Raw genomic sequence first — 21,910 nt, 5'->3', positions numbered from 1 at the left:
ATGCTCATCCGTGTAGAGGATAGCTATAACCTTAGCTTAAGTTTTACTTATAACACCGCTGGGCGCATTGCCACAATCACGGATAACGCAGGCACAGTCATTCGCTATGGCTATGACAGCAACAATAACCTCACCACCGTTACTTATCCCGATGAAACGCCTGCCATCAGCACCGACAACCCGAAAAAAACTTACGTCTATAACGAATCGGTCAATACCGCCGGAGTCAACCAAATCCATGCCTTAACCGGCATCATTGATGAAAATAATGTCCGCTATGCCACATACAAATACAATACCCAAGGTAAAGCCATTAGCACCGAACATGCCGGTAGCGTCAATAAATTCAGCTTGGCCTACAACAACGACGGTAGCACGACCATTACTGACCCGTTAGGCTCAGTACGCAGCAATTTCGCCAAAGCCATTCTAAACGTGGTCAAAAGCACCGGCCAAACCCAACCCGCTGGTATAGGTTGCGGCCCATCCGCACGTAACATAGCCTACGACGCCAACGGCAACATCACCCGCTTAACCGATTTTAACGGCAACACCACCTGTTACGCCTACGACACAACGCGTAACCTTGAAACAGTGCGCGTTGAAGGCTTAGCGGCGGGTAGCGCGTGTCTTACTAACTTAGCCAGCTACCTACCGGCAACCGGCACCAGCGAACGCAAAATCAGCACCGAATGGCATCCGACTTGGCGTTTACGCACACGTGTCGCCGAGCCTAAACGCATCACAGCCTGGGATTATGGCGAAACCCTAGACGAATGTGGCGCTATCGGCGTGGTCTGTAGCCGTAGTGACTATGCCAGTACCGACGAAACCGGCGCTCAAGGTTTAACCGCTCCAACTAACCGTACCCGCCAATGGCGTTACCAATACAACCCGCGTGGGCAACTGCTAGTCAGCGACGGTCCGCGCGACAACGCCAGCGACCAAAACGACCAAACCGCTTACGCCTACTACGCCGATGACGCGACCGAGGTTAACAATCGAAAACGCTTATACACCGTTACCGATAGCCAAGGCCATGTCACCACCTACACACATTACGACGCCAATGGCCGACCACTAGAAAGCATTGCCGCCAATGGCGTGGTTACCGCTTACACCTACACGCCACGCGGTCAGCTAAAAACCGTTAGCCATGCAGGTTTAGCCACGCAAATGGACTACTACGCTAACGGTTTACTGAAACAAGTCACCACACCGACCGTCGCCGGATGGGTTTTTGGTATCATCAGTCGGTGAAGCACAGCTTCCAAATGCTACTTTGAAGGTCTTTGGTGTAACGCATTCATCCCCTGAACGTCCAAAAGCTTGGAGAGGATAGCTCGTTGTTATTTGACCACTAGGAAAGTATTGGTCACGTCTGTAACGGCATTCCCAAAATTTAGGGGAACCCTGAAAGTCGAATTGCGTAGCTCTTCCAGCAAGCGAAGTTACGTTAATGTTTATGCCGTATTGTATATTTAAAGAAGACTGTGCTTGTTTTTGTAGCCATTCGAGATGATAGCCGCAAGCTTCATCATAACTTGAAAAATAGCGCCAGGGACCACCACCATACTCCCAGTGATATTCAACTGCTTTGGCTGTGTTAGTGAAAAATGCTGTGAAAATGATTATTGGCAGTAAAAAGCAATTATGCTTCATAGTTCCAATTGTCTTAATAAATATTGTTCTACGAGAAAGGTTTCCACTCCATTCCTTTATCCAACTCTGTACACTCATCACCAACCCCATCAATAAAAACAAAGTTGCTGCATTCTAGCTGTTAACATAAAGTCTGGCTACTAGATTTTCTTCTAAATTGGGTTGGTATTTAACGGTATCTGCCGTTTTTCACCCTCATTTAGTACCCTCAGCCTGTTTTGGTCAGGTTTAAGCCGTTAAGGCGCCTTGGTTTCGTTGGATAGCATTGACGAGGTTGAAAAAGCCGTTTGGTCATTGGCATGAGGTAGTTTCGTGTGTTTATGAACTACCTCGCTAACTTGGGTGCTTTCAAAAGACTTAGTGTTTCCTGAGGTGTCTATTAAGGCTTCTTTCACTTTACCGTCATCGACATCAGATAACCAGTTCTCTAAGTTACGTGCGCCTTCATCGGGTGCGTCTTGCGCCCAATCGATAATTTCTTGCGTTGATTCTGGCGTGCCTATCCCTGCGAGTGCGTCACCACTAACTTCAAATGCGGGCGTACCTAAGCTTTCTTGCTCGAACCATTCGCTTAATACGCCGACAGCGTCAGGATTACGTGTTTGCGGTACAGCATTAAATGCAGCCTCTTGTTTAACTCGATCTATTTCTTGCTCTTGATTGCTTTGCTCTAAACCCGACAGCGTAAGCAATAACAGATTAACACCTTCTGGCGCACCTATTTTAGCAATGGCCGTTGCTAAGGCATTAATTAAAGCCGAGTCTGTTGTATTAACATCATTCCATGCCGCTTCTAACAAAGGTGACAATTCTTGATGAAATTGCCCATTCCAACGGTTATCACCAATGCGCGCAATGGCCGCTAAAACGAGATAATACAGCGACGAATCTTGTCCATTGCGAGTTAATTCCAACAACAATTGTAAAGCCTCTGGCGTAGCAATATCGGCCAACAAATCCAGTAATAAGGCTTTGCTTTCTGCTGCTAAGCTTTTTTGGGCTAATAAATAACTGATGGCTGCGTACACAGAAGGCTCGGTGTGTTCTTGCAGACGCTTTGCTAACAATGCACCGATAATCGGGATTTGTTGAAACTGGGACTGTACTAATAATGACTTCCAGGTAAGCCATAATTGCTTAGCCGATTGCTGTTCTGGATTTTGCAAGCGAGTAGGTTTTAAATTATCTTGGCTAACAGCTAGATTTATACTGGATTCGTCATTAGATGACCAAGGCCATAACGGAATAAACTGACCATCATTTTGCGTAGAGAGTGGCTTTACTAATTGAAGCGTTTTATTCAAGCCGCTACCCGCCGTGCTAAGCGTGTAGGCTAGCATTCGGGTAATCTGCCTATCAGCACTCACTATTAGCAATATCAATGCTAACGATATGCTGGGTATTAACCATTTGGTCACTGAGCCGACCACCACGTTTGGGTTAATGTTGCTAATGCGGCACTAATTTTAATGTCTTGTTCTGGTGTTAAATTAACGGTTAACAAAACGCGCAAACGTTGCTTGCGCTGAATGTTGCTGCATGAGCTTAGTTTGAGACGCCAGTGACAGCACGCCAATGAGCGATGTGTCCATATCATCTTCATTCAGCAATTTTTGCGCCGCTAATCCAGATAGACCTTGAGCTACAATGGTGACGCTTAAATTAGGATGCTTATTCATAATGCCTAACAAAGCGGCTCGAATCTCAGCGTTAATTTGCGTTAATTGAGTTAGCTCAACAGGTTCTGTCAAATCAGGGGCGAATAACGAGTAATACCCTAACGTTAATCGATAGCAATAAACTTGATTAACTGGATTCATCGCATCGTTTTCTAGCAGTACACCGCCATAAATCGTTGGGCATTGATTGGCAAAATATTCACTGACAAATTCATTCCACACCGTCGCTTGTACGCCAGGCTCAGGTACTAACAGCAAGGCTTTAATTTCATTTTCAGTGGCATTATTTGGTTTAAAGCTTACGCTCACCGATAAATTTTGATCGGCCGCTAATGTACATAACGGCCCTAAGGTGTTCGCACACGCGCCGCCCCACGCGTGAAATTGATAACCCGGCTCTGGCGTAGCAAATAAACTGACTAAACCGGAATTTGTTAACTCCAGCACACACTGGACAACACATTCGCTATGATCCGCCAACACAACTTTGCCACCCGGTGCGGTATTCATTTCAATCGCTAATTGATGCGCTAACACCGTCACAGGTGATAATAGCAGCCATAAAAATACGTTAAAGAATTGTATTTTAAGCTTAATAATATTTTTCTTATTCATAGATTAAACCTAACTAAAGTTTTGTTTAGACGCATAATACCGAACAAATTCAACTCATGCGAGTCAGATTTTTTGTTAACAATTGGTTCACCGCTTATGGGTTATAGTAACACCATCAAATTTATTAAAGCTAATTTTATTCTCTATCTAGCATATAAATTTGATTACAAAAGCTCAACGATTACCCCCCATCGTTAACCTCTTTACAACCTAGGAGTCGCTTTATGACAAATTCAAGCTTTAACTCAAACAAAGGCATCGCGCTACTAGCGCTGCCATTTTTGTTGTTCGCATTAACCAACACTGTCGATGTCAGCGCTAAAGCGCAAGGACTTAAACCTAAACAAGTTACCTCGTTTAAGCACTTAAAAAAGCTATTAAACAAAAAATCTATACGCAACAATCACTATTTAATGCTGAAGTCACTAGCAACAGTAGATGGAGCGGCCGTGTTTTCCGCATCCGATACTAGCGCTGCAAGCCCGGAACATTCTGATACTAATGTGCAAGTCGCAGGGGTTGATGAAGGTGATAATGTCAAAACTGATGGAAACTATATTTACCGTATCCAAGACAACCAAGTGCGTATTATCAGCGCCTACCCAGCCTCGTCAATGGCTTTAACGTCTAGCATTAAATTTGATGATGGTTTTTATCCTATCGAGTTATACGTGAAAGATAATCTATTAGTCGTCATCGGCACGGCGTGGCATGCCGATAGCGATACAGGTGAAGTTCCAGTCCTACCCAATGAAGGTCATGCCAAAATTGCAATTTGGGCACCCTCGGGTGAAAGTCGTACTACCGCTAGAGTTTATGATATTAGTAATCGTGCAACACCTGTTATGCAACGGCAAGTGGCTGTTAGCGGTGATTATTTATCATCACGCCGCATCGACAATCAAGTGTACTTACTTGCACGCAAATACCCGTATTACTTCATGTATACGATGATTGAACCCATGTTAGATGGTAATTCAACGACCAAAAACTCGGCAATGACTAGAGATACGGTATTGCCTCACATTGTTGACAGCGCAGTCAATCAAGGCGCTGAACACACCTTGGCCTTAAATGACTTATATTATTTCCCTAACTTCGTCGAACCGGATTATGTCGTTGTCGGCAGTTTCCGTTTAGATGCACCTAATGATGCAGCAACGATTAAGGCGTATTTAGGTAGCGGCGATATTGCTTATAGCTCAAAAGACAATTTGTATTTGTCAGCCGCTGATTACAATTACAACACGACTGAGCAGCAGACAGTATCAGCACCTTCTACTCATATTTATAAATTTTCATTAAATAACGGCGCAATTAACTTTAATAACACCGGCGAAGTTCCGGGGACCGTGTTAAATTCTTATTCTATGGATGAGCATAACGGTTATTTCCGTATTGCCACTACGACCGATCAATGGACACAAACGGGCGATACTGGCACGTTGCAAACGTGGAATAATTTGTACACATTAGACGGCAATATGGCGATTGCCGGACGCTTAGAACACTTAGCTGAGGGCGAACGTATTTTTTCAGCTCGCTTTATGGGTGATCGTGGTTATTTAGTGACGTTTGAACAAACTGATCCGTTATTCGTTATTGACTTAGCTACTCCTACAGCGCCAAGTGTGCTAGGCGAATTAAAAATCCCAGGCTTTAGTAATTACTTACACCCTTACGATGACACACATTTACTAGGTTTTGGTCAAGATACAAAAGAAACTGAAAATGGCTTTGTCACGGGTGGTATGAAAGTCGCGTTATTCGATGTCAGCGATGTAGCCCATCCAACGGAAACCGCAAGCGTAATTATAGGCGCGCAATGGTCTTATTCCCCCGTGCAATGGGACCCTAAAGCATTATGGTTTGATAAAAAACGTAGCTTAATTGGTTTCCCGATTAGCATCACTGAGCAAAAAGCCGGTCAAGAGTGGCCAACCGAAGTATTCCAAGGTGCTCATGTTTATAAGGTAGACTTAGCCAATGGCTTCAAGAAACAAGCTGAAATTACCCATAGAGATCAAGGTGTTGAATATGATTGGTATCACTATATTGACCGCTTATTATCTATAGATACAGGGCTTTACAGCTTATCGCCCACTCGTATACAAGCTCATGATTTAACAACGTTTACTCAACTAGGTAGTTTAGATATTCCGGTCGAGCCGGTACCTGTTGACTGTGTATTACCGGCAGCAGAGGTAGACCCTAATGCCGCTGCCGCTATCGCGTATGATTGCCCAATATTAGTCGAGCCTGTCGTCAGCACCCCTGTTCCATAGTCTTTGCCTCATAACCTTTAAGGAGAATCCCATGAAAAAAAAAGTTTAATGTCTTTATTAATCGCTAGCGTCATCACTGCTACTGGTGCCTACGCTGAAAATCGTGCTGTTGAAATCAATATTAATGGCATAGGTCCTGCCGTCGATGCGGCAGCTTTTGACACAGTAAAGCAAGTCATAGGCGGTGCTGTTGCTAACGGCGTTATTGAAAAATTTATCGTGAATGGTCGTGGCATTGAAGGCGGCTTCTCCGCTTGCGCCGAAGCCTCTAGCCGCAGCCCTGAATTTGTCTCATTCGTTAAACAACTACGCACAATTAAGGCTAATCCATTAACAACAGCCTATTCCATCAATACTGTCGAATCGTGCGCCACTGAGAATACGGTATGTACCTAGACGTGTTCTTATGCCCTGATGGCAGCTATGTCGGTAGGGTTGCGCCTTCTTGCGAATTCGCACCGTGTCCGGGTAAGAAATAGTAGGTTATGGCATGAAAACGTATCGTTTAGCTTTAATTCTAATCGGCTTATTAACACTCAGCGCTCATGCGGCTGACAAAAAAGCGATAGAAATTAACATCAATGGTGTAGGCCCTGCCGTCGATGAAGCAGCGTTTAAAACGGTAAAACAAGTCATAGGTAACGCCGTTGCTAACGGCGTTATCGACCAGTTCACCGTTTATGGCTATGGTGATGAAGGCGGTTTCTCTGCTTGTGCACAGGCTTCCAGCCGTAGTAAAGGCTTTGCTTCGTTGGTAAAACAATTGCGCACGATTCAAGCTAATCCTGCAACCACCGCTTATGTGTTAAATCCCGTTGCTGCTTGCGCTAGCGCGAGTAACACGGTCTGTACTGAAGAGGCCAAATTATGCCCTGATGGTAGCTCAGTAAGCCGCGTACCGCCATCGTGTGAATTTGCCCCTTGCCCTAACCCGTAATTTAACAGCATCACCGCTACAATACGTGGTGATGCTTTTTAACAGGAGCTTATTATGAAAATTCACCCCATTATTGTCTCATTATTATTGACCTCAGCGCTCAATGCCAACGCTGCTAGTCCAGAAGACCCGAATACGACGGATGAATTCGACGCACAAGGTTTTTACACGTTTAGACCTGATTTACGCAAATGCATTACACCGCTTTGTGGCGGTCTGTTTGTTAAAGCCGTCAATCGCGAACAAACGCGTTGCGCAGACGGTAGCTTACAGCCTGAATGTTATGTAGCAACTGTTGTTAACAAAAACAACATAGCTTATGTTCAAGATGGGCTATTACAAGGTAAGATTAAGCCTAAAAAATACAAAGGCTTTGGCAATTTGGGTAAGTTTGAACTATCGGCAGCGTTTCGCCCTGCGGTCACCACCTCAGCTAGCAGCGATTTTGTCGGCTTACACAATAATGGCCGCGTCTGTATAACAACGCCTTGCTTTTCCTTTGACGAATATGTTTTAAATAGCAAAAAAGTCAAAGATGTTTCACTCATCGACTTAGAAAAAGTCGGTGCTAGTGAAGAAGACTTAACAACAGCGTGGGCAATAATTTCTGCTGGTGGTAACTCTGCTTTATTGGCTACCGGAACCAATGAATATGTACAAGAACTGGATGGGATAGGTCTACACTTTATTGCTGACCAATTTTATTTACCCATTCCACCCGAAAAGAACTAACATACTTAATACTTATGCGCGTCTTAATCATAGAAGATGAAACTGGTATTCGTAGCCAAATACGCCGACAGTTAGAACAAGAAGGCTATCAAGTAGACGAAACCGGTGATGGACAAGAAGGGCTTTACTTAGCTACGGAATATCCATTGGACGGCGCAATTATTGACCTAGGATTGCCTAAGTTATCGGGTCTTGAAATCATTAAAACGCTTACGCGCGCAGAATAATAGCCTGCCTATCTTAGTGTTATCTGCGCGCGGTCGCTGGCAAGAACGCGTTGAAGGACTGGAAGCGGGTGCTGATGATTATTTAGCTAAGCCGTTTCAAATGGAAGAATTATCAGCCCGCCTAAAGGCCTTAATGCGTCGTGTTGTCGGCGCACCACAGTCATTATTATCGTTGGGTTATTTATCGTTGAATTTAGAAACGCAACGCGCCGAAGCCGATGGTATTGAAATTGAATTAACCAGTTTTGAGTACCGTATGCTGGAATACCTAGCCAAACGACAAGGCAAAATCGTCTCTAAAGATGAGCTGAGAAATTATCTTTATCCGCATGACACAGATCCTGAAAGCAACGTGTTAACTGTGTTAATGGGACGCTTAAGACGCAAGCTTGACCCAGAAGGCACACGACAGCCTATTACCACCGTACACGGACGTGGCTATCGATTACTGTGATTAACTCTTTATATTTACGACTGAATTTAACAGCTATTTTAGTCATTTGTGTCTTTTTAGCTGCTACCGCTACGGTACTCGATAACGCCTACTGGGAAGGCTCTAAACTCGCATTACGAGAGCGCATGTTAGGCATGATATATCAGCTTTTAACCGCCTCACAAATCACTGAGCAAGGTCAATTACTCATGCCCTTACCTACCGACTTACCGGCACCGCAATTAGCGTTGCCTAAATCAGGTTGGTATGCTTTTGTCAGCCATCCCCCCGATACTCAACCGATTTGGCGCTCGCCTTCGTTAATTCCGCTAGCCACGCCTGAAGCCTTTCCCGTCAGCGTTGGTGAAAAGCATTGGCAAGAGCTGCATTTAGCCGATGGTAAAGCCTATTACTTATTAGGCTTTGGCTTTCAACGCACGGTAAAAAGCGGTATTTATCCGTTTAATTTTTATTTGTTGACGGAGCTGGCCCCGATAGAAAACGACTTACGAGTGTTTCGGCAACAGCTATGGAGTGGTCTGGCCGGTGCGGCTATTTTATTACTCACCGTGCAAACCTGGCTGATGCGCTGGGGTTTACGGCCTTTGCGACAAGTGGGAAAAGAGCTAAGCGCGATAGAAGACGGTACGGCAACACAAATCACCGGATACTATCCTTATGAAGTTAAAAAACTCACTGACCGAATTAATATTTTGTTAGAACAAGAGCGGGCTAGACAAACCCGTTACCGCAATGCATTAGCCGATTTAGCCCATAGTCTAAAAACACCGTTAGCGGTATTACTCACCGGTAATGAAACCCATGAAGAACTCACGCAAACCGTACACGAGCAAGCCACGCGCATGTTGCGCATTGTTGAGCGCCAGTTGCAACGCGCAGGGGCTTCAGGTTCAGCAATTGCCCCACCGGTTGCCGTCGCGCAGCTATGCGAACGCATCATCGCCTCTTTAAACAAGGTTTATCGCTGGAAAAATATTCACGTACACTGCCATATTGACCCAGCATTACATCTGCGCATAGATGAAGCCGACTTAATCGAAATTCTCGGCAATGTATTAGATAATGCGTTTAAATGGAGTCAAAGCCAAATTGTACTCAGTAGCCATAAACATGGCAGCTTTGTCGTCTTGAAGATTGATGACGATGGCCCTGGCATATTAAAAGAGGATATACATCGAATCTTAATGCGTGGCGTTAGAGCTGACGAATCAACCCCAGGTCATGGTATAGGCTTAAGCGTAGTGGCAGAGATTATTGATGCTTATCAAGGGGAGTTAAATATCGGCGTCAGCGAATTAGGTGGAGCTTTAGTTGAATTGAAGTTTAATGAAGGCTAACCGATTTTTTATTTGGCTACACACTTTAGTAGGGACAGGGTATTCAGAATGCAGGTGTTGGCAGCAGGGATGCTGCCGCCAAGCCTACATGGATGTATTCACGGCGTCCTGCACCCTGAATATCCTGTCCCGCCTCTTTTCATTCACCTGGTTTATCTAAATGTGGCAAGATGCTATTTTCTTCATCGACTCTATCAGGCTTAGGGACAAATAGCTTAGAGAATAACAATCCTAATTCAAACAACATCCACATAGGCACTGCTAATAAGGTCTGAGAAATTGCATCGGGCGGAGTTAAAAACATCGCGATAACAAAAACACCGACAATGACATAAGGACGTTTCTCGGCTAAATCGGCAGGTGTCGTGACACCTGTCCAGACTAGCACAATAGTAAAAATAGGGACTTCAAAACAAATACCAAACGCAAAAAACAACGCCAAAACAAAATCCAAATATTTTGCAATATCGGTCATCACTGACACACCTTCAGGGGCGGCAGCGGTTAGAAAAGCAAAAATAATTGGAAATACCACGAAATAAGCAAAACGCCACGCCGATATAAAATAACAGCGTACTTGCCAGTAATAATGGAAAGACTAAGCGTTGTTCATGCTTATACAAACCGGGGGCCACAAACGCCCAAAACTGATAAAGAATCACCGGTATCGAAGCAAAAATAGCCACAAGAAACGCAAGCTTAAACGGTGTGAAAAACGGCGAAGCGACATCTATCGCAATCATCGTGCTATTTTTCGGCATGTGCGCTAATAAAGGCCCAGCCAAAAAACTATAAATCTCGTTAGCGTAAGCCGCAAGCCCAAGAAAAACTAATAAAACACAAAGCACAACCCGTAAAATACGGTCGCGTAATTCAACTAAGTGACTAATAAAGGTTTGCTCTTCGGCATTTTCAACACTAGTCCGCTTCATGACTATTAACCTGTTTAACCGTATCGGCTACTGATTGGTTAAGCTCAGTTTTAAAATTCGCCGAGGCATTGGTTAATTCAGATTCAAAGGCTTGTAATTCATTTAAACTAGCCTGCTCTTTAATTAATTGCCGCATTTCTTCTGCGTGTAGCTCGGCTTGAATTTCGGCTTTAACCGTTGTCATCATATTACGTGCTCTACCTAACCATAGCCCTGTCACACGGGCCACTTTAGGCAAGCGTTCAGGCCCGACCACCAATAAGGCGACCAAAGCAACCATCAATAATTCAGAAAAGCCGACTTCAAACATAATTAGACTTTTTCTTCGTGCTTTTTAGCCACTTCAACATCAATGGTTTCGCCTTTAGTATCAGCTATTTTCTCGTCATCAGCTTCTTTTATCGCCGACCTAAAGTTTTTAATCGCACCACCTAAGTCGCTACCTAAATTACGCAACCGCTTAGTACCAAACACAACGATAACAATGGCTAATACAACTAATAAATGTGGAATACTTAAACCCATAATCGACTCCCGCGAGCGCTAGATAAAAAATTTTAAGGTTATTGCTTTCTCTGTGCTTTTTCTTCCAGTCCAGATAAACCAAAAACGCCTTGCCAACTCGGCTAAAACTGCATCTGGATGTAATCCTTGATGCGCCAATAACACCAGACAATGAAACCATAAATCGGCTGTTTCATAAACAATTTGCTCAGTATCACCGCTTTTAGCCGCTATAACAGTTTCAGTCGCCTCTTCGCCTATTTTTTTTAAAATACTATCTAAGCCTTTAGCGTATAAACTGGCGACGTAAGAGGTATCCGGCGATTGCTGTTTGCGCTGATCTAAAACGTCGGCTAATTGCGTTAATATCGTGTCGTGTTCTGGCATGTTATTTATAAATTAATTCAGGGTCTTTTAATACCGGCTCAACGGTTTGCCACTCGCCATCAATCAAACGACGATAGAAACAACTTTCTCGCCCGGTATGACACGCGATACCACCTTCTTGCTCAATGCTTAGCAAAATCACATCTTCATCGCAATCCAATTGAATGCTTATTACTTTTTGCCTATGACCTGATTCTTCACCTTTGCGCCAAAGCTTAGCACGCGAACGTGACCAATATATTGCATAGCCTTCTTGTGCAGTTAACGCAAGCGCTTCTGCGTTCATCCATGCCACCATGAGTACCCGGCCAGTACTGGCTTGTTGAGCAATCACCGGGATTAAACCTTGCTCATTCCAGCGGACTTGTTCTAACCAGCTCATAAACGCACCTCAATACCCTGCGCTTTTAAATGTTGCTTAGCTTGTTCAACACTGTATTCAGCAAAGTGAAAAATACTGGCTGCTAATACCGCATCAGCATGTCCTTTAGTAATACCGTCGGCCAAATGCTGTAAACACCCCACACCACCCGAAGCAATCACAGGCACCGCAACGGCAGCGCTGATGGCTGCTGTTAATGGCAAGTCAAAGCCAACCCGAGTGCCATCTCTATCCATGCTGGTTAGCAAAATTTCTCCAGCACCAAACGCCACCATTTTTTTCTGCCCAAGCAATCGCGTCAATCCCGGTTGCTTTTCTGCCGCCGTGAGTAAAAATTTCCCAACGTGGCGCCTGTTCATCAAAACCGACTTGCTTAGCATCAATAGCCACCACAATACATTGTGAACCAAAAACGCTCTGCAGCTTCGCGTACAAACTCAGGACGATGCACGGCCGCACTGTTAATCGATACTTTATCAGCACCGGCATTTAAAATGCGACGAATATCGTCTAAAGTTCGGATACCACCGCCGACGGTTAATGGAATAAACACTTCACCGGCCACTTGCTCAACGACATGTACTAACGTTTCCCGATTATCATGTGTAGCGGTAATATCTAAAAAGGTTAACTCATCAGCGCCTTCTTGGTCATAACGCCTTGCGATTTCAACGGGATCGCCCGCATCGCGAATATCGACGAACTTTACTCCTTTAACTACGCGACCATTATCAACGTCTAAACACGGGATAATTCGTTTTGCTAAGCCCATAATTAAAATGTCTCGGCTAATTTTTTCCGCTTCAGCGAAATCTAACGTGCCTTCATAAATCGCTCTACCGGTAATCGCACCGATAATGCCTTCGCTAGCGACGGCACCTAAGGCCTTCACATCGTCAATTGTCGTAATACCGCCAGACGCAATGACTGGAATATGAATCGCTCTAGCTAGGCGCGCAGTCGCTTCAACATTTAACCCTTGCATCATACCGTCGCGCGAAATATCGGTATAAATAATGGCTTCTACACCATCCGCCTCAAAATGTTGTGCCATGTCAATCACATCATGCTTGGACAGTTTTGACCAACCATCAATAGCCACTTTACCATCTCTAGCATCTAAGCCAACAATAATTCGGCGTGGATATTCAAGCGCCATATCTCTAACAAAATGCGGCTCATTGACCGCTTTAGTACCGATAATGACATATTCAACACCGACATTTTAAATAAGCCTCAATGGTTTCTTCATCACGAATACCGCCACCAATTTGCACAGGCACATTAGGATAGGTTTGGACAATTTCATGAATCACTTCTGCGTTTTTTGGCTTACCTGCAAACGCGCCATCTAAATCAACTAAATGCAAACGCCTCGCCCCGCATTTCACCCAACGCCCAGCAACTGCAACTGGATCATCAGAAAAAATTGTATCATCCTCCATGCGCCCTTGGCGTAAGCGCACGCATTTACCATCCTTTATGTCAATAGCGGGTATTAACAGCATTGCAAAAACCTCAGTAGAAAGTCACGACTAGAATTGGCCATCCCATAACAAAAAATTCTTCAGCAACTGTAATCCAGCCGCTTGGCTTTTTTCAGGATGGAATTGTACGGCAAATAAATTATTTTTTGCCAAAGCACAGGCAAAAGGCGTTGGATAATCGGCAGTCGCAATCACTGTCGATGTATCATTTGGCTTAGCATAATAACTATGCACAAAATAAAACCGGCTGGTATCGGCAATATTGGCCCATAACGGATGCGTAATTTGCTTGACTTGATTCCAGCCCATATGTGGGATTTTTAACAGATGACCGTCAGCGTCGTGCATACCTGCATTAAACCGTACAACCTGACCCGGAATAATATTCAAGCCTTCTGACTCTGTATGCTCTTCGCTGACGGTTAATAAAGCCTGCATACCTAAACATATACCTAAAAAGGGTTTAGTTTGAGCCAATTCTTTAATCGTATCGGTCAATTCATAAGACGCTAAAGCTTTTAAACAATCACGCATCGCACCCACACCTGGAAAAACGATACGGTCTGCGCTTTTTAGCTGGGCTACATCGGCAGTTATCAGCACCGACGCGCTGGTATCAGCATGTTGTAACGCTTTGGCAATGGAATGTAAATTCCCCATGCCATAATCAATAACAGCAACACTAGACATAACACACTCTAATCAGAAATCGACTCTGGCACTATAACAAACCTTTGGTGGACGGCATGATACCGGCCATTCGTTCATCACGCGTCAACGCAACACGCAACGCTCGACCAAACGCTTTACAAACGGTTTCAGCAATATGATGCGCATTGACACCGGTTAAGTTATCGATATGTAACGTGATACCCGCATGATTCACTAAACCTTGATAAAACTCACGCAATAAATCCACATCAAACGCGCCAATCATGCCACGACTGAATTTAACGTTATAAAACAAACCTGGCCTACCTGAAAAATCAATTACTACACGCGATAAGGCTTCATCTAATGGCACATACGCATGACCGTAACGAGATAAGCCTTTTTTTATCGCCAACAGCTTTAGCAAGCGCTTGACCTAAACTAATGCCAACATCTTCAACGGTATGATGCGCATCAATATGTAAGTCACCGACCGCTTTAATATCCATATCGATTAACCCATGTCTTGCGATTTGATCGAGCATGTGCTCAAAAAACGGCACACCGGTGTCAAAGGTCGCGACGCCGGTACCGTCTAAATTAATACGGACTGAGATTTGCGTCTCTAACGTGTTGCGTTCAATTTCAGCAATTCTAGGATTCATAATATCTGATAACACGCTACGCTTTTGCGGCTCGTTTACGTTCGTTTTCGGTTAATAATTTTTTTCTAAGCCGTATCGACTTAGGTGTCACTTCGACTAATTCGTCATCATCGATAAATTCTAAGGCTTGCTCTAACGTCATTTTTTGTATCGGCACTAAAATCAAGTTTTCATCGGTACCGGCAGCACGAATATTAGTCAATTGCTTAGCTTTAGTGGGGTTCACCACTAAATCATTAGAACGCGAATGAATACCGACTAGCATACCTTCATAAACTTCATCAGCGTGCTCTAAAAATAACTCACCACGCTCTTGCAACGCGAATAACGCATAAGCTAATGCTTTACCTTGCACCATAGAGACTAAGACACCACGCTTACGATTACCCACTTCGCCTTTTTTCATAGGGCCGTAATGATCAAACACGTGGTAAAGTAAACCCGATCCTGAGGTTGTTGTCATAAACTCGGTCTGAAAGCCAATTAGCCCACGCGACGGCATCATGTACTCTAAGCGTACCCTGCCCTTGCCATCCGGAACCATATTAAGCAAATCACCTTTGCGCTCACCTAGTTTTTCCATAATGGCGCCTTGATGAACTTCTTCGACTTCTATTGTTACCATCTCAAACGGTTCGTGTTTTTCGTCATCGACCTCTTTGAGAATCACTTCAGGTCTGGACACGCCGAGTTCAAAACCTTCCCGGCGCATATTTTCGATTAATACCGATAAATGCAACTCGCCACGTCCTGATACTTTGAATTTATCAGGGTCTGGGGTATCTTCAACCCGCAACGCAACATTATGTTGCAACTCTTTTTCTAATCGATCACGGATTTGCCTAGACGTTAAAAACTTGCCTTCACGACCAGCAAATGGCGAGTTGTTGACTTGAAACGTCATGCTGACAGTAGGTTCATCAACGGTTAAAGGCGGCAACGCTTCGACAGCATCAGGGTGGCAAAGGGTATCAGAAATTTCCAACTTTTTCTATACCGGTAAACGCGATAATATCGCCAGCGCGCGCTTCAGCGACTTCTACCCGCTCTAAACCGTGAAAACCAAACAATTGTAAAATACGGCCTTTACGTTCTTGTCCTTCGCGACTGACAATCACTAATGGCATATTCGGCTTAACTGTACCGCGTTGAATCCGACCGATACCGATAACACCAACATACGTGTTGTAGTCCAAGCTAGACACTTGCATTTGAAACGGACCGTCCAAATCCACCTTAGGCGGACTGACTTTTTCCACAATCGTTTCAAATAACGGCGTCATGTCGCCACCCGTAACGCTGGTATCAAGCCCTGCGTACCCATTTAAGGCTGATGCATACACAATAGGAAAATCTAATTGCTCATCCGTTGCACCTAAGCGGTCAAATAAATCAAAGGTTTGATCGACTACCCAATCCGGCCTAGCGCCAGGTCGGTCGATTTTATTAATCACGACGATAGGTTTTAAACCCAATGCAAAAGCTTTTTTGCGTCACAAAGCGAGTTTGCGGCATAGGTCCATCAACGGCATCGACTAACAATAAAACAGAATCGACCATAGATAACACGCGCTCAACTTCGCCGCCAAAATCAGCATGCCCGGGGGTATCGACGATGTTAATATGATAATCACGCCAATCTAATGCGGTATTTTTCGCTAAAATCGTGATACCGCGTTCTTTTTCTATATCGTTAGAGTCCATGACTCGCTCGCCGACTTTAGAATGCGCCGCAAAACGTCCCCGACTGTTGCAATAATTTATCGACTAAGGTTGTTTTACCATGATCGACGTGCGCGATAATGGCGATATTTCTTAAATTTTCAATCACATTAATACTCAGATAGTGGCTAGTGAGCCGTTACATGTCTAGTAAGACATAAGATAGTGTGAAGAGCATCTTCAGCTTTGTAGCCAAGGCAAACCAGCAAAACGCCAGCCGCCTAACTGACCACGTTGTTTATTATGATCCAAAGGTCCTTCAAAACCGCCAACAATATTGATTAAGCGTTGATAACCCGCCTGCTCTAATGCTTGTGCTGCTTCTAATGAGCGCTGACCGCTACGGCACAATAACAGTACCGGCGCATTTTTATCTGGAACCTGTTTAGTCACTTCACTAACAAAGTTGGGATTTAACTGCCAATCCGGAGCTTCTTTCCAGGGGATATGGACAGCATTAGGGGGGCGACCGACAAAATCATGTTCAATCTTAGTTCTAACATCAATTAACACTGCTTTCTCGTGGTGTTGCAACAATTCAAAAGCTTGTTGCGGCTCTAGATTTTCAATCATGACACGGTCAATAGTTATAGAAAGGCATGGTCATTTTTATTACCAAACCAAAATGAGCGCTATTATCGACATCCGCGCGACTATGGTCAAGAAATCCAGACAGTATTTGCTTTATCGAACCTGTTTTATTCAGTACCAGGCATCATAACTTGAGGGCCTAACCATTCTTGTAAGAAATCAAGAAAGCGCCTAACCTTGGCAGATAAATATTTGCGATGCGGATAAACAGCGTGAATATCGAGAGGTGGCAACGTATAGTTTTCTAATACCGCGACTAATTTACCACGCTCTATGTCTCTTGCCACAACATAAGAAGCGAGCATCACTAAGCCTAAACCATCAATCGCTGCGACACGAATCGCATCGGCGACATTGGCTTGCATTCGACCCGATACGTTAATGACTGCACATCCCATTTCACCTTTAAATTTCCATTTATTTCTAGGTGAACTTGCCCAATTCACTAAACAGCTATGGTTATACAAATCTTCTGGTGTTTGCGGCACGCCATAACGCTCAAAATATTCAGGTGAACCACAAACCACCATAGAAGATGTCGCCAATTTTCTAGCGACCATGCTGGTATCATCTAATGCACCTAAATAAATAGCTACATCAATGCCTTCATCAATCAAATCCCCAGGACTGCTTTGCAAAATCAAATCAACGGTTAAGTCTGGGTAAATCTTTAAAAATTGGGCAATGGCTCGGGTAATATGCGTTGCACCAATCACCGGTGGAGCACTGATTTTTAGCACGCCACGCGGTTCGGTCTGTAAATGAGTAACGGCAGACTCCATTTCTTCGACATCTAATAATACTTGCTGACAACGCTCAAGATAAGAAGCGCCGACATCGGTTAAACTCAAACTACGCGTCGTCCGATTAAATAAGCGGGTTCCGAGACTGCCTTCCAACTGCATAATATGCTTAGTGGCCATCGCTCGGGAAATGCCTAACTCTCTAGCACCGCCTGCGAAGCTTCCCGCTTTCGCAACACGAACAAAAACACTCATACTGGTTAATTTATCCACTCGTTCCTCGACTTAAGCTTGGATATAAGGTCCGAACTATTGTTTACAAGAAAAACCTTATTTTTTTTAATTAAAATATTGACAATCTACATTATTTTATAATCATAAACAATTTATTTAATAATTACTATATTGTAGACAAATTATATACCTGTATAGTGTACCTCGAACATGAAAAACGCCGTCGTAGCTAGCGCCAACTGGCTGCATGTATAAACTTTGCGACAGGACATAAACAATGAACAATTTCAAAAAAGACATAGTGATTGGCTTACTGTTTATTGCCGGTATTTGGTGTTTTATTTCCGGTCAATTTATTGTATCGACAGTATTATTTGCCAGTGCTGCAATTTATAGCAATATCGTCATGCGAACGCAGGTTAAAAACTAACCTAATCGATTATCAACCTCCTGGTGTTATACCTACAAGCAGAAACTCCTCATAACACTCTGCTTGCTTTTTTACCTTCCCGTGCAATGCCGGGAAGGTTTTTTTTAATTTAACCGTAGCTAATTGAAATTAACCGCGCTATCTTTAATAGGTGCTGATAAATCAAGCCCCATTACGGTTTGTTGTAGCACGTGTTGCACACGTTCGCAATCATCTTGTTCAGCCGCTTGTCTTAGTATAGTTAAGATTTGTTCTAGCTCAACTAATGGGATAATTTGCTCCTCGGCACGCAAAATGCGAGGATGAACAGTAGCCGACACTGCATCACCTAATAGCAACTCTTCAAACAATTTTTCGCCCGACCTAAGCCCGGTAAACACAATTTCTATTTCGCCATTCGGGTGTTCATCGTCTTTTACCGCTAAACCACTTAAATGAATCATACGTTTTTGCTAGTTCGAGAATAGGCACGGGTTGTCCCATATCTAATACAAAGACATCTCCACCTAAACCTAGCGCGCCCGCTTGCAACACTAACTGAGCCGCTTCAGTAACCGTCATAAAATAACGAATCACTCGCTCATCGGTCACGGTCACGGGTCCACCTCTAGCGATTTGCTCTCTAAATAACGGCACGACTGAACCCGAAGAACCTAGCACATTGCCAAACCTAACAATCACAAAACGCGTTTTACCTGATTTGCGGACATCCGTACTAAACGCTTGCAAAATCAATTCGGCTAAACGCTTAGTTGCCCCATAACGCTTTTAGGTCGCACCGCTTTATCCGTAGAAATCAATACAAATGTTTCAACCTGAGCGGATAATGCAGCCTCAGCCAAATGTAACGTACCGATGACATTATTCCAAATAGCCTCGATAGGGTTATGCTCAACCATAGGCACATGTTTATATGCTGCCGCATGATAAATCGTTTGCACCGCAAACGTATGACAAATTTTAGTCATACGGACTACATTGACCACCGAACCTAAAATAGGAATCAAGCGTATCGGTTTATCAAGCGACAAATCTAATAATGATTGTGCTAATTCCTTATTAATTGAATAGAGCGCAAATTCAGAACGCTCAAATAATATCAGCATATCAGGCTTTAAGAGTAATATTTGCCGACATAATTCCGAACCAATCGACCCCCCAGCACCTGTGACCATAACCACTTTACCGGTAATTCTAGCCTGTAATAGTTCAGGAATCGGAGCGACGCAATCGCGGCCTAATAAATCAGCAATATCAACTTCTTGCAAACTATCAAAAGTAATCTTACCTTGTGCAATATCAGGCAGACTAGGCATAGACATCACATGCACAGCGTAAGACTCCAACATCGCAATAATTTCGCTACGCCTAGAACGTTTAGCTGAAGGCATCGCCAACAACACATCGGTCACTTTAAATTTCTTAATCAAACGGCTTAACGCTTGCGCCGAATAAATCTTTATACCGTTAATCTGTTGATAATGTAATGACACATCGTCATCGATAAAAGCCACAGGGTTATACTCACGGCCATGACTAAGCGCCGCCACCAATTGCACACCTGCACTGCCAGCGCCATAAATAATCACATTACGCCGTTTACATTTTAACAACATGTCGCCATTCACTATCGGTAATGACTGCTCACCCAGCCACCACCTTAAAAATAAACGACTGCCACCTACCAACAAAACTAATAACAAACCGTATAACGGCGTAACAGTACGCGGGATACCGGATAGGTTTAATTGATAAATAACAAAGGCAAAGGCTAGCGTATTAATAAAAACCGCTTGGGTAATCAACCATACCATGCCGAACTCAATATAACGGATAATAGAACGGTATAGTCCAAGCCCCATAAACACACTACCGGCGATTAATGGCGCAACGACAAACAACCACCATTCGTGTTGTTTAGGGGTATAAAGCACACCCCAACGCAATGAAAATGCCAACCACAACGCCAGCACGGCAGATGCCATATCCGCTAACAACAATAGCAAGGTCTTATGACCTCGAGTTAAACTGACCAACCAATGTGCAACATGAAATTCCATCAAGCAGTTTCCGTACAACCCGCCTTAAAATACAAGGCTAAACCTATTAATGGCATATAAGCACACAGCAATCCCACACTAGCAGATACGCGTTCTAGCGCGACTAACAACGCCCAAGGCAGTAGCCAACCAAGATTAATACCCGCAACAGCCAACGTCACCAGTTTTATGACTCGCCAAACGGCGTGCAGCGTATTGATAGGCATGGGTTCTATGTGCCTGATAAATTTTTTTGCCCCAAATACGCTCTGCGCGCTAATGTCAAACTAGCATCGACAATAAACACGCCTAATAAAATTAACCAACAAATCCACATAGTGGGTTTGTCATAAGACGTTTCTAACGAAAACAATCCTAACATTAACCCTAAAAAACCGCTTCCCACATCACCCATAAAAATCTTAGCTGGTGGAAAATTCCACAATAAAAAGCCTAACACCGAACAAGCTAGCAAAGCCCCCCCCAAAAACAAACGTCTCTTGTGTCACCAGCACTAATAAAAATGCGCTTAAACACACGGTAATTGCTTCTATACCCGCCAAGCCATCGATGCCATCCATAAAGTTATAAAGGTTTAACAGCCAAACCAAATACAGTATTAACCCAATCCATCTCAGCTCAACAGATAGCCCGCTGAAGACATTCACAGCAAAGCCGCTTAACCAATACGCCCCCCAAACAGCCGCTAATAAATGCACTAATAAACGCCAACGGACTGCAACTGGTTGTTTATCATCTTGAAACCCTACCCAGGCTACGGCAATACCCGCACCACAAAAACCAAGCCAAGTCGTTACTGGCAACGCATTCATCAGCAGCATCCCAGTGATACCTAATAAAAATACACCTACAAATGCCAACCCACCACTACTAGGCGTAGCAGTCATATGCGAGCTACGCGCATTAGGAATATCCAACCATTGTTTCGCCAATGCATAACGACGAACGAATCCAGTTAACTGCCACGACAACAAAAGTGCAACAAATAATAGCCACACCATTAGCGTAATACTCGCGCAACAGTCGTCAATAAGGCATTACGGCCTGGTGTGATCGGATGCCACGCTAAATCCTCACAGGTTTTTGTCATATCAACCACTAAGTTACCACATAAACGTTCATACAATGCGCGCCGTCCCAGCACAGAAAAACTTGCTCTAGCCATGAAATGGGCACAAAAACAATCTTGGTGTT

General features: G+C 43.9%; 22 protein-coding genes and 8 pseudogenes. 9 read left to right on the top strand and 21 right to left on the bottom strand.

The window, feature by feature from the left end; translation table 11 throughout:
• Positions 1-1,260, top strand: a 1,260-nt coding sequence (locus tag VZ94_RS07765; RefSeq protein WP_045778792.1) for an RHS repeat domain-containing protein, incomplete at its 5' end; no start/stop codon positions are given.
• Here the strand turns inward: VZ94_RS07765 and VZ94_RS26905 are convergent.
• The 3 genes from VZ94_RS26905 to VZ94_RS07755 all read right to left on the bottom strand — a co-directional run bounded on the left by VZ94_RS26905 (position 1,198) and on the right by VZ94_RS07755 (position 3,956).
• Positions 1,198-1,764, bottom strand: coding sequence for a hypothetical protein (locus VZ94_RS26905; RefSeq protein WP_131655499.1), 567 nt, complete (start codon positions 1,762-1,764; stop codon positions 1,198-1,200). The genes VZ94_RS07765 and VZ94_RS26905 overlap by 63 nt on opposite strands.
• 134 nt (positions 1,765-1,898) lie before the next feature.
• Entirely contained in the window at positions 1,899-3,080 is a 1,182-nt protein-coding gene (locus VZ94_RS07760; protein WP_131655498.1) for a hypothetical protein, read from the bottom strand.
• A 72-nt stretch (positions 3,081-3,152) separates the two neighbouring features.
• Positions 3,153-3,956: a hypothetical protein gene (locus VZ94_RS07755; RefSeq protein WP_045778790.1), complete on the bottom strand. Its 804-nt coding sequence runs from the start codon at positions 3,954-3,956 to the stop codon at positions 3,153-3,155.
• A 224-nt stretch (positions 3,957-4,180) separates the two neighbouring features.
• On the opposite strand from VZ94_RS07755, the gene VZ94_RS07750 reads away from it, so the two are divergent.
• The 7 genes from VZ94_RS07750 (at position 4,181) to VZ94_RS07725 (ending at position 9,928) form a co-directional block, all read left to right on the top strand.
• Positions 4,181-6,241 (top strand): beta-propeller domain-containing protein, encoded by a 2,061-nt coding sequence (locus VZ94_RS07750; RefSeq protein ID WP_052700307.1) that lies wholly within the window; start codon positions 4,181-4,183, stop codon positions 6,239-6,241.
• 48 nt (positions 6,242-6,289) lie between these two features.
• Positions 6,290-6,637, top strand: coding sequence for a hypothetical protein (locus VZ94_RS07745; RefSeq protein ID WP_052700306.1), 348 nt, complete (start codon positions 6,290-6,292; stop codon positions 6,635-6,637).
• A 94-nt stretch (positions 6,638-6,731) separates the two neighbouring features.
• Entirely contained in the window at positions 6,732-7,178 is a 447-nt protein-coding gene (locus tag VZ94_RS07740) for a hypothetical protein (protein ID WP_045778789.1), read from the top strand.
• Between the two features lie 54 nt (positions 7,179-7,232).
• Positions 7,233-7,910 carry a DUF6748 domain-containing protein gene (locus VZ94_RS07735; protein ID WP_045778788.1) on the top strand — a complete coding sequence of 226 codons (678 nt, stop codon included), beginning with the start codon at positions 7,233-7,235 and terminating at the stop codon, positions 7,908-7,910.
• Between the two features lie 14 nt (positions 7,911-7,924).
• The gene (locus tag VZ94_RS28380; RefSeq protein ID WP_239649731.1) at positions 7,925-8,137 is read left to right on the top strand and encodes a response regulator; all 213 of its coding nucleotides are present in this window, start codon (positions 7,925-7,927) and stop codon (positions 8,135-8,137) included.
• Complete coding sequence (locus VZ94_RS07730) at positions 8,103-8,591, top strand: response regulator transcription factor (protein ID WP_239649730.1); 489 nt, start codon at positions 8,103-8,105, stop codon at positions 8,589-8,591. Before VZ94_RS28380 ends, VZ94_RS07730 begins: the two co-directional genes overlap by 35 nt.
• Positions 8,588-9,928 carry an ATP-binding protein gene (locus VZ94_RS07725; protein ID WP_052700305.1) on the top strand — a complete coding sequence of 447 codons (1,341 nt, stop codon included), beginning with the start codon at positions 8,588-8,590 and terminating at the stop codon, positions 9,926-9,928. The genes VZ94_RS07730 and VZ94_RS07725 overlap by 4 nt, the downstream gene beginning before the upstream one ends.
• Positions 9,929-10,067: 139 nt before the next feature.
• Here the strand turns inward: VZ94_RS07725 and tatC are convergent.
• The 12 genes and pseudogenes from tatC to VZ94_RS07665 form a co-directional block, all read right to left on the bottom strand.
• Positions 10,068-10,860 (bottom strand): annotated as a pseudogene (tatC, locus tag VZ94_RS07720) (twin-arginine translocase subunit TatC).
• Positions 10,847-11,170 carry a Sec-independent protein translocase protein TatB gene (gene tatB, locus VZ94_RS07715; RefSeq protein WP_045778787.1) on the bottom strand — a complete coding sequence of 108 codons (324 nt, stop codon included), beginning with the start codon at positions 11,168-11,170 and terminating at the stop codon, positions 10,847-10,849. Before tatB ends, tatC begins: the two are co-directional and overlap by 14 nt.
• A gap of 2 nt (positions 11,171-11,172) precedes the next feature.
• Entirely contained in the window at positions 11,173-11,385 is a 213-nt protein-coding gene (gene tatA, locus VZ94_RS07710) for a twin-arginine translocase TatA/TatE family subunit (RefSeq protein WP_045778786.1), read from the bottom strand.
• A gap of 38 nt (positions 11,386-11,423) precedes the next feature.
• Positions 11,424-11,751, bottom strand: a pseudogene (locus VZ94_RS07705) (phosphoribosyl-ATP diphosphatase).
• Between the two features lies 1 nt (position 11,752).
• Positions 11,753-12,133 carry a phosphoribosyl-AMP cyclohydrolase gene (gene hisI, locus VZ94_RS07700; RefSeq protein ID WP_045778785.1) on the bottom strand — a complete coding sequence of 127 codons (381 nt, stop codon included), beginning with the start codon at positions 12,131-12,133 and terminating at the stop codon, positions 11,753-11,755.
• Positions 12,130-12,905 (bottom strand): annotated as a pseudogene (gene hisF / locus VZ94_RS07695) (imidazole glycerol phosphate synthase subunit HisF). The gene hisI and the pseudogene hisF overlap by 4 nt, the downstream one beginning before the upstream one ends.
• A gap of 15 nt (positions 12,906-12,920) precedes the next feature.
• Positions 12,921-13,641 (bottom strand): annotated as a pseudogene (hisA, locus tag VZ94_RS07690) (1-(5-phosphoribosyl)-5-[(5-phosphoribosylamino)methylideneamino]imidazole-4-carboxamide isomerase); the annotation flags it as partial.
• A gap of 27 nt (positions 13,642-13,668) precedes the next feature.
• A complete protein-coding gene (gene hisH / locus VZ94_RS07685; protein ID WP_045778784.1) occupies positions 13,669-14,310 on the bottom strand; it encodes an imidazole glycerol phosphate synthase subunit HisH in 642 nt (213 codons plus the stop codon).
• Between the two features lie 31 nt (positions 14,311-14,341).
• Positions 14,342-14,936 (bottom strand): annotated as a pseudogene (hisB, locus tag VZ94_RS07680) (imidazoleglycerol-phosphate dehydratase HisB).
• A 16-nt stretch (positions 14,937-14,952) separates the two neighbouring features.
• Positions 14,953-16,767, bottom strand: a pseudogene (gene typA / locus VZ94_RS07675) (translational GTPase TypA).
• A 71-nt stretch (positions 16,768-16,838) separates the two neighbouring features.
• Positions 16,839-17,231, bottom strand: a complete 393-nt coding sequence (locus VZ94_RS07670) for a rhodanese-like domain-containing protein (protein WP_045778783.1) — start codon at positions 17,229-17,231, stop codon at positions 16,839-16,841.
• Between the two features lie 125 nt (positions 17,232-17,356).
• Positions 17,357-18,265 (bottom strand): LysR family transcriptional regulator, encoded by a 909-nt coding sequence (locus tag VZ94_RS07665; RefSeq protein WP_045778782.1) that lies wholly within the window; start codon positions 18,263-18,265, stop codon positions 17,357-17,359.
• A 238-nt stretch (positions 18,266-18,503) separates the two neighbouring features.
• On the opposite strand from VZ94_RS07665, the gene VZ94_RS26395 reads away from it, so the two are divergent.
• A complete protein-coding gene (locus VZ94_RS26395) occupies positions 18,504-18,656 on the top strand; it encodes a hypothetical protein (protein WP_192828607.1) in 153 nt (50 codons plus the stop codon).
• Between the two features lie 119 nt (positions 18,657-18,775).
• Here VZ94_RS26395 and VZ94_RS30405 read toward each other — a convergent pair whose 3' ends face one another.
• From VZ94_RS30405 to VZ94_RS25835, 6 genes and pseudogenes are all read right to left on the bottom strand, one after another.
• Positions 18,776-19,099 (bottom strand): polysaccharide biosynthesis protein, encoded by a 324-nt coding sequence (locus VZ94_RS30405; RefSeq protein WP_275575170.1) that lies wholly within the window; start codon positions 19,097-19,099, stop codon positions 18,776-18,778.
• Positions 19,062-20,518, bottom strand: a pseudogene (locus VZ94_RS07660) (polysaccharide biosynthesis protein). Before VZ94_RS07660 ends, VZ94_RS30405 begins: the two are co-directional and overlap by 38 nt.
• A gap of 197 nt (positions 20,519-20,715) precedes the next feature.
• On the bottom strand, positions 20,716-20,922 hold the full coding sequence (locus VZ94_RS28375) for a hypothetical protein (protein ID WP_239649729.1): 207 nt from the start codon (positions 20,920-20,922) through the stop codon (positions 20,716-20,718).
• 5 nt (positions 20,923-20,927) lie between these two features.
• On the bottom strand, positions 20,928-21,155 hold the full coding sequence (locus VZ94_RS28370; RefSeq protein ID WP_275575169.1) for an MraY family glycosyltransferase: 228 nt from the start codon (positions 21,153-21,155) through the stop codon (positions 20,928-20,930).
• Positions 21,118-21,717 carry an MraY family glycosyltransferase gene (locus VZ94_RS28365; protein WP_052700303.1) on the bottom strand — a complete coding sequence of 200 codons (600 nt, stop codon included), beginning with the start codon at positions 21,715-21,717 and terminating at the stop codon, positions 21,118-21,120. Before VZ94_RS28365 ends, VZ94_RS28370 begins: the two co-directional genes overlap by 38 nt.
• Positions 21,717-21,910 (bottom strand): annotated as a pseudogene (locus tag VZ94_RS25835) (hypothetical protein); the annotation flags it as partial. The pseudogene VZ94_RS25835 and the gene VZ94_RS28365, both read right to left, overlap by 1 nt.

Source organism: Methylocucumis oryzae (genome assembly GCF_000963695.1).
GTDB classification, from domain to species: Bacteria; Pseudomonadota; Gammaproteobacteria; order Methylococcales; family Methylomonadaceae; genus Methylovulum; species Methylovulum oryzae.
This window is presented reverse-complemented; position numbering and strand designations above follow the sequence as displayed.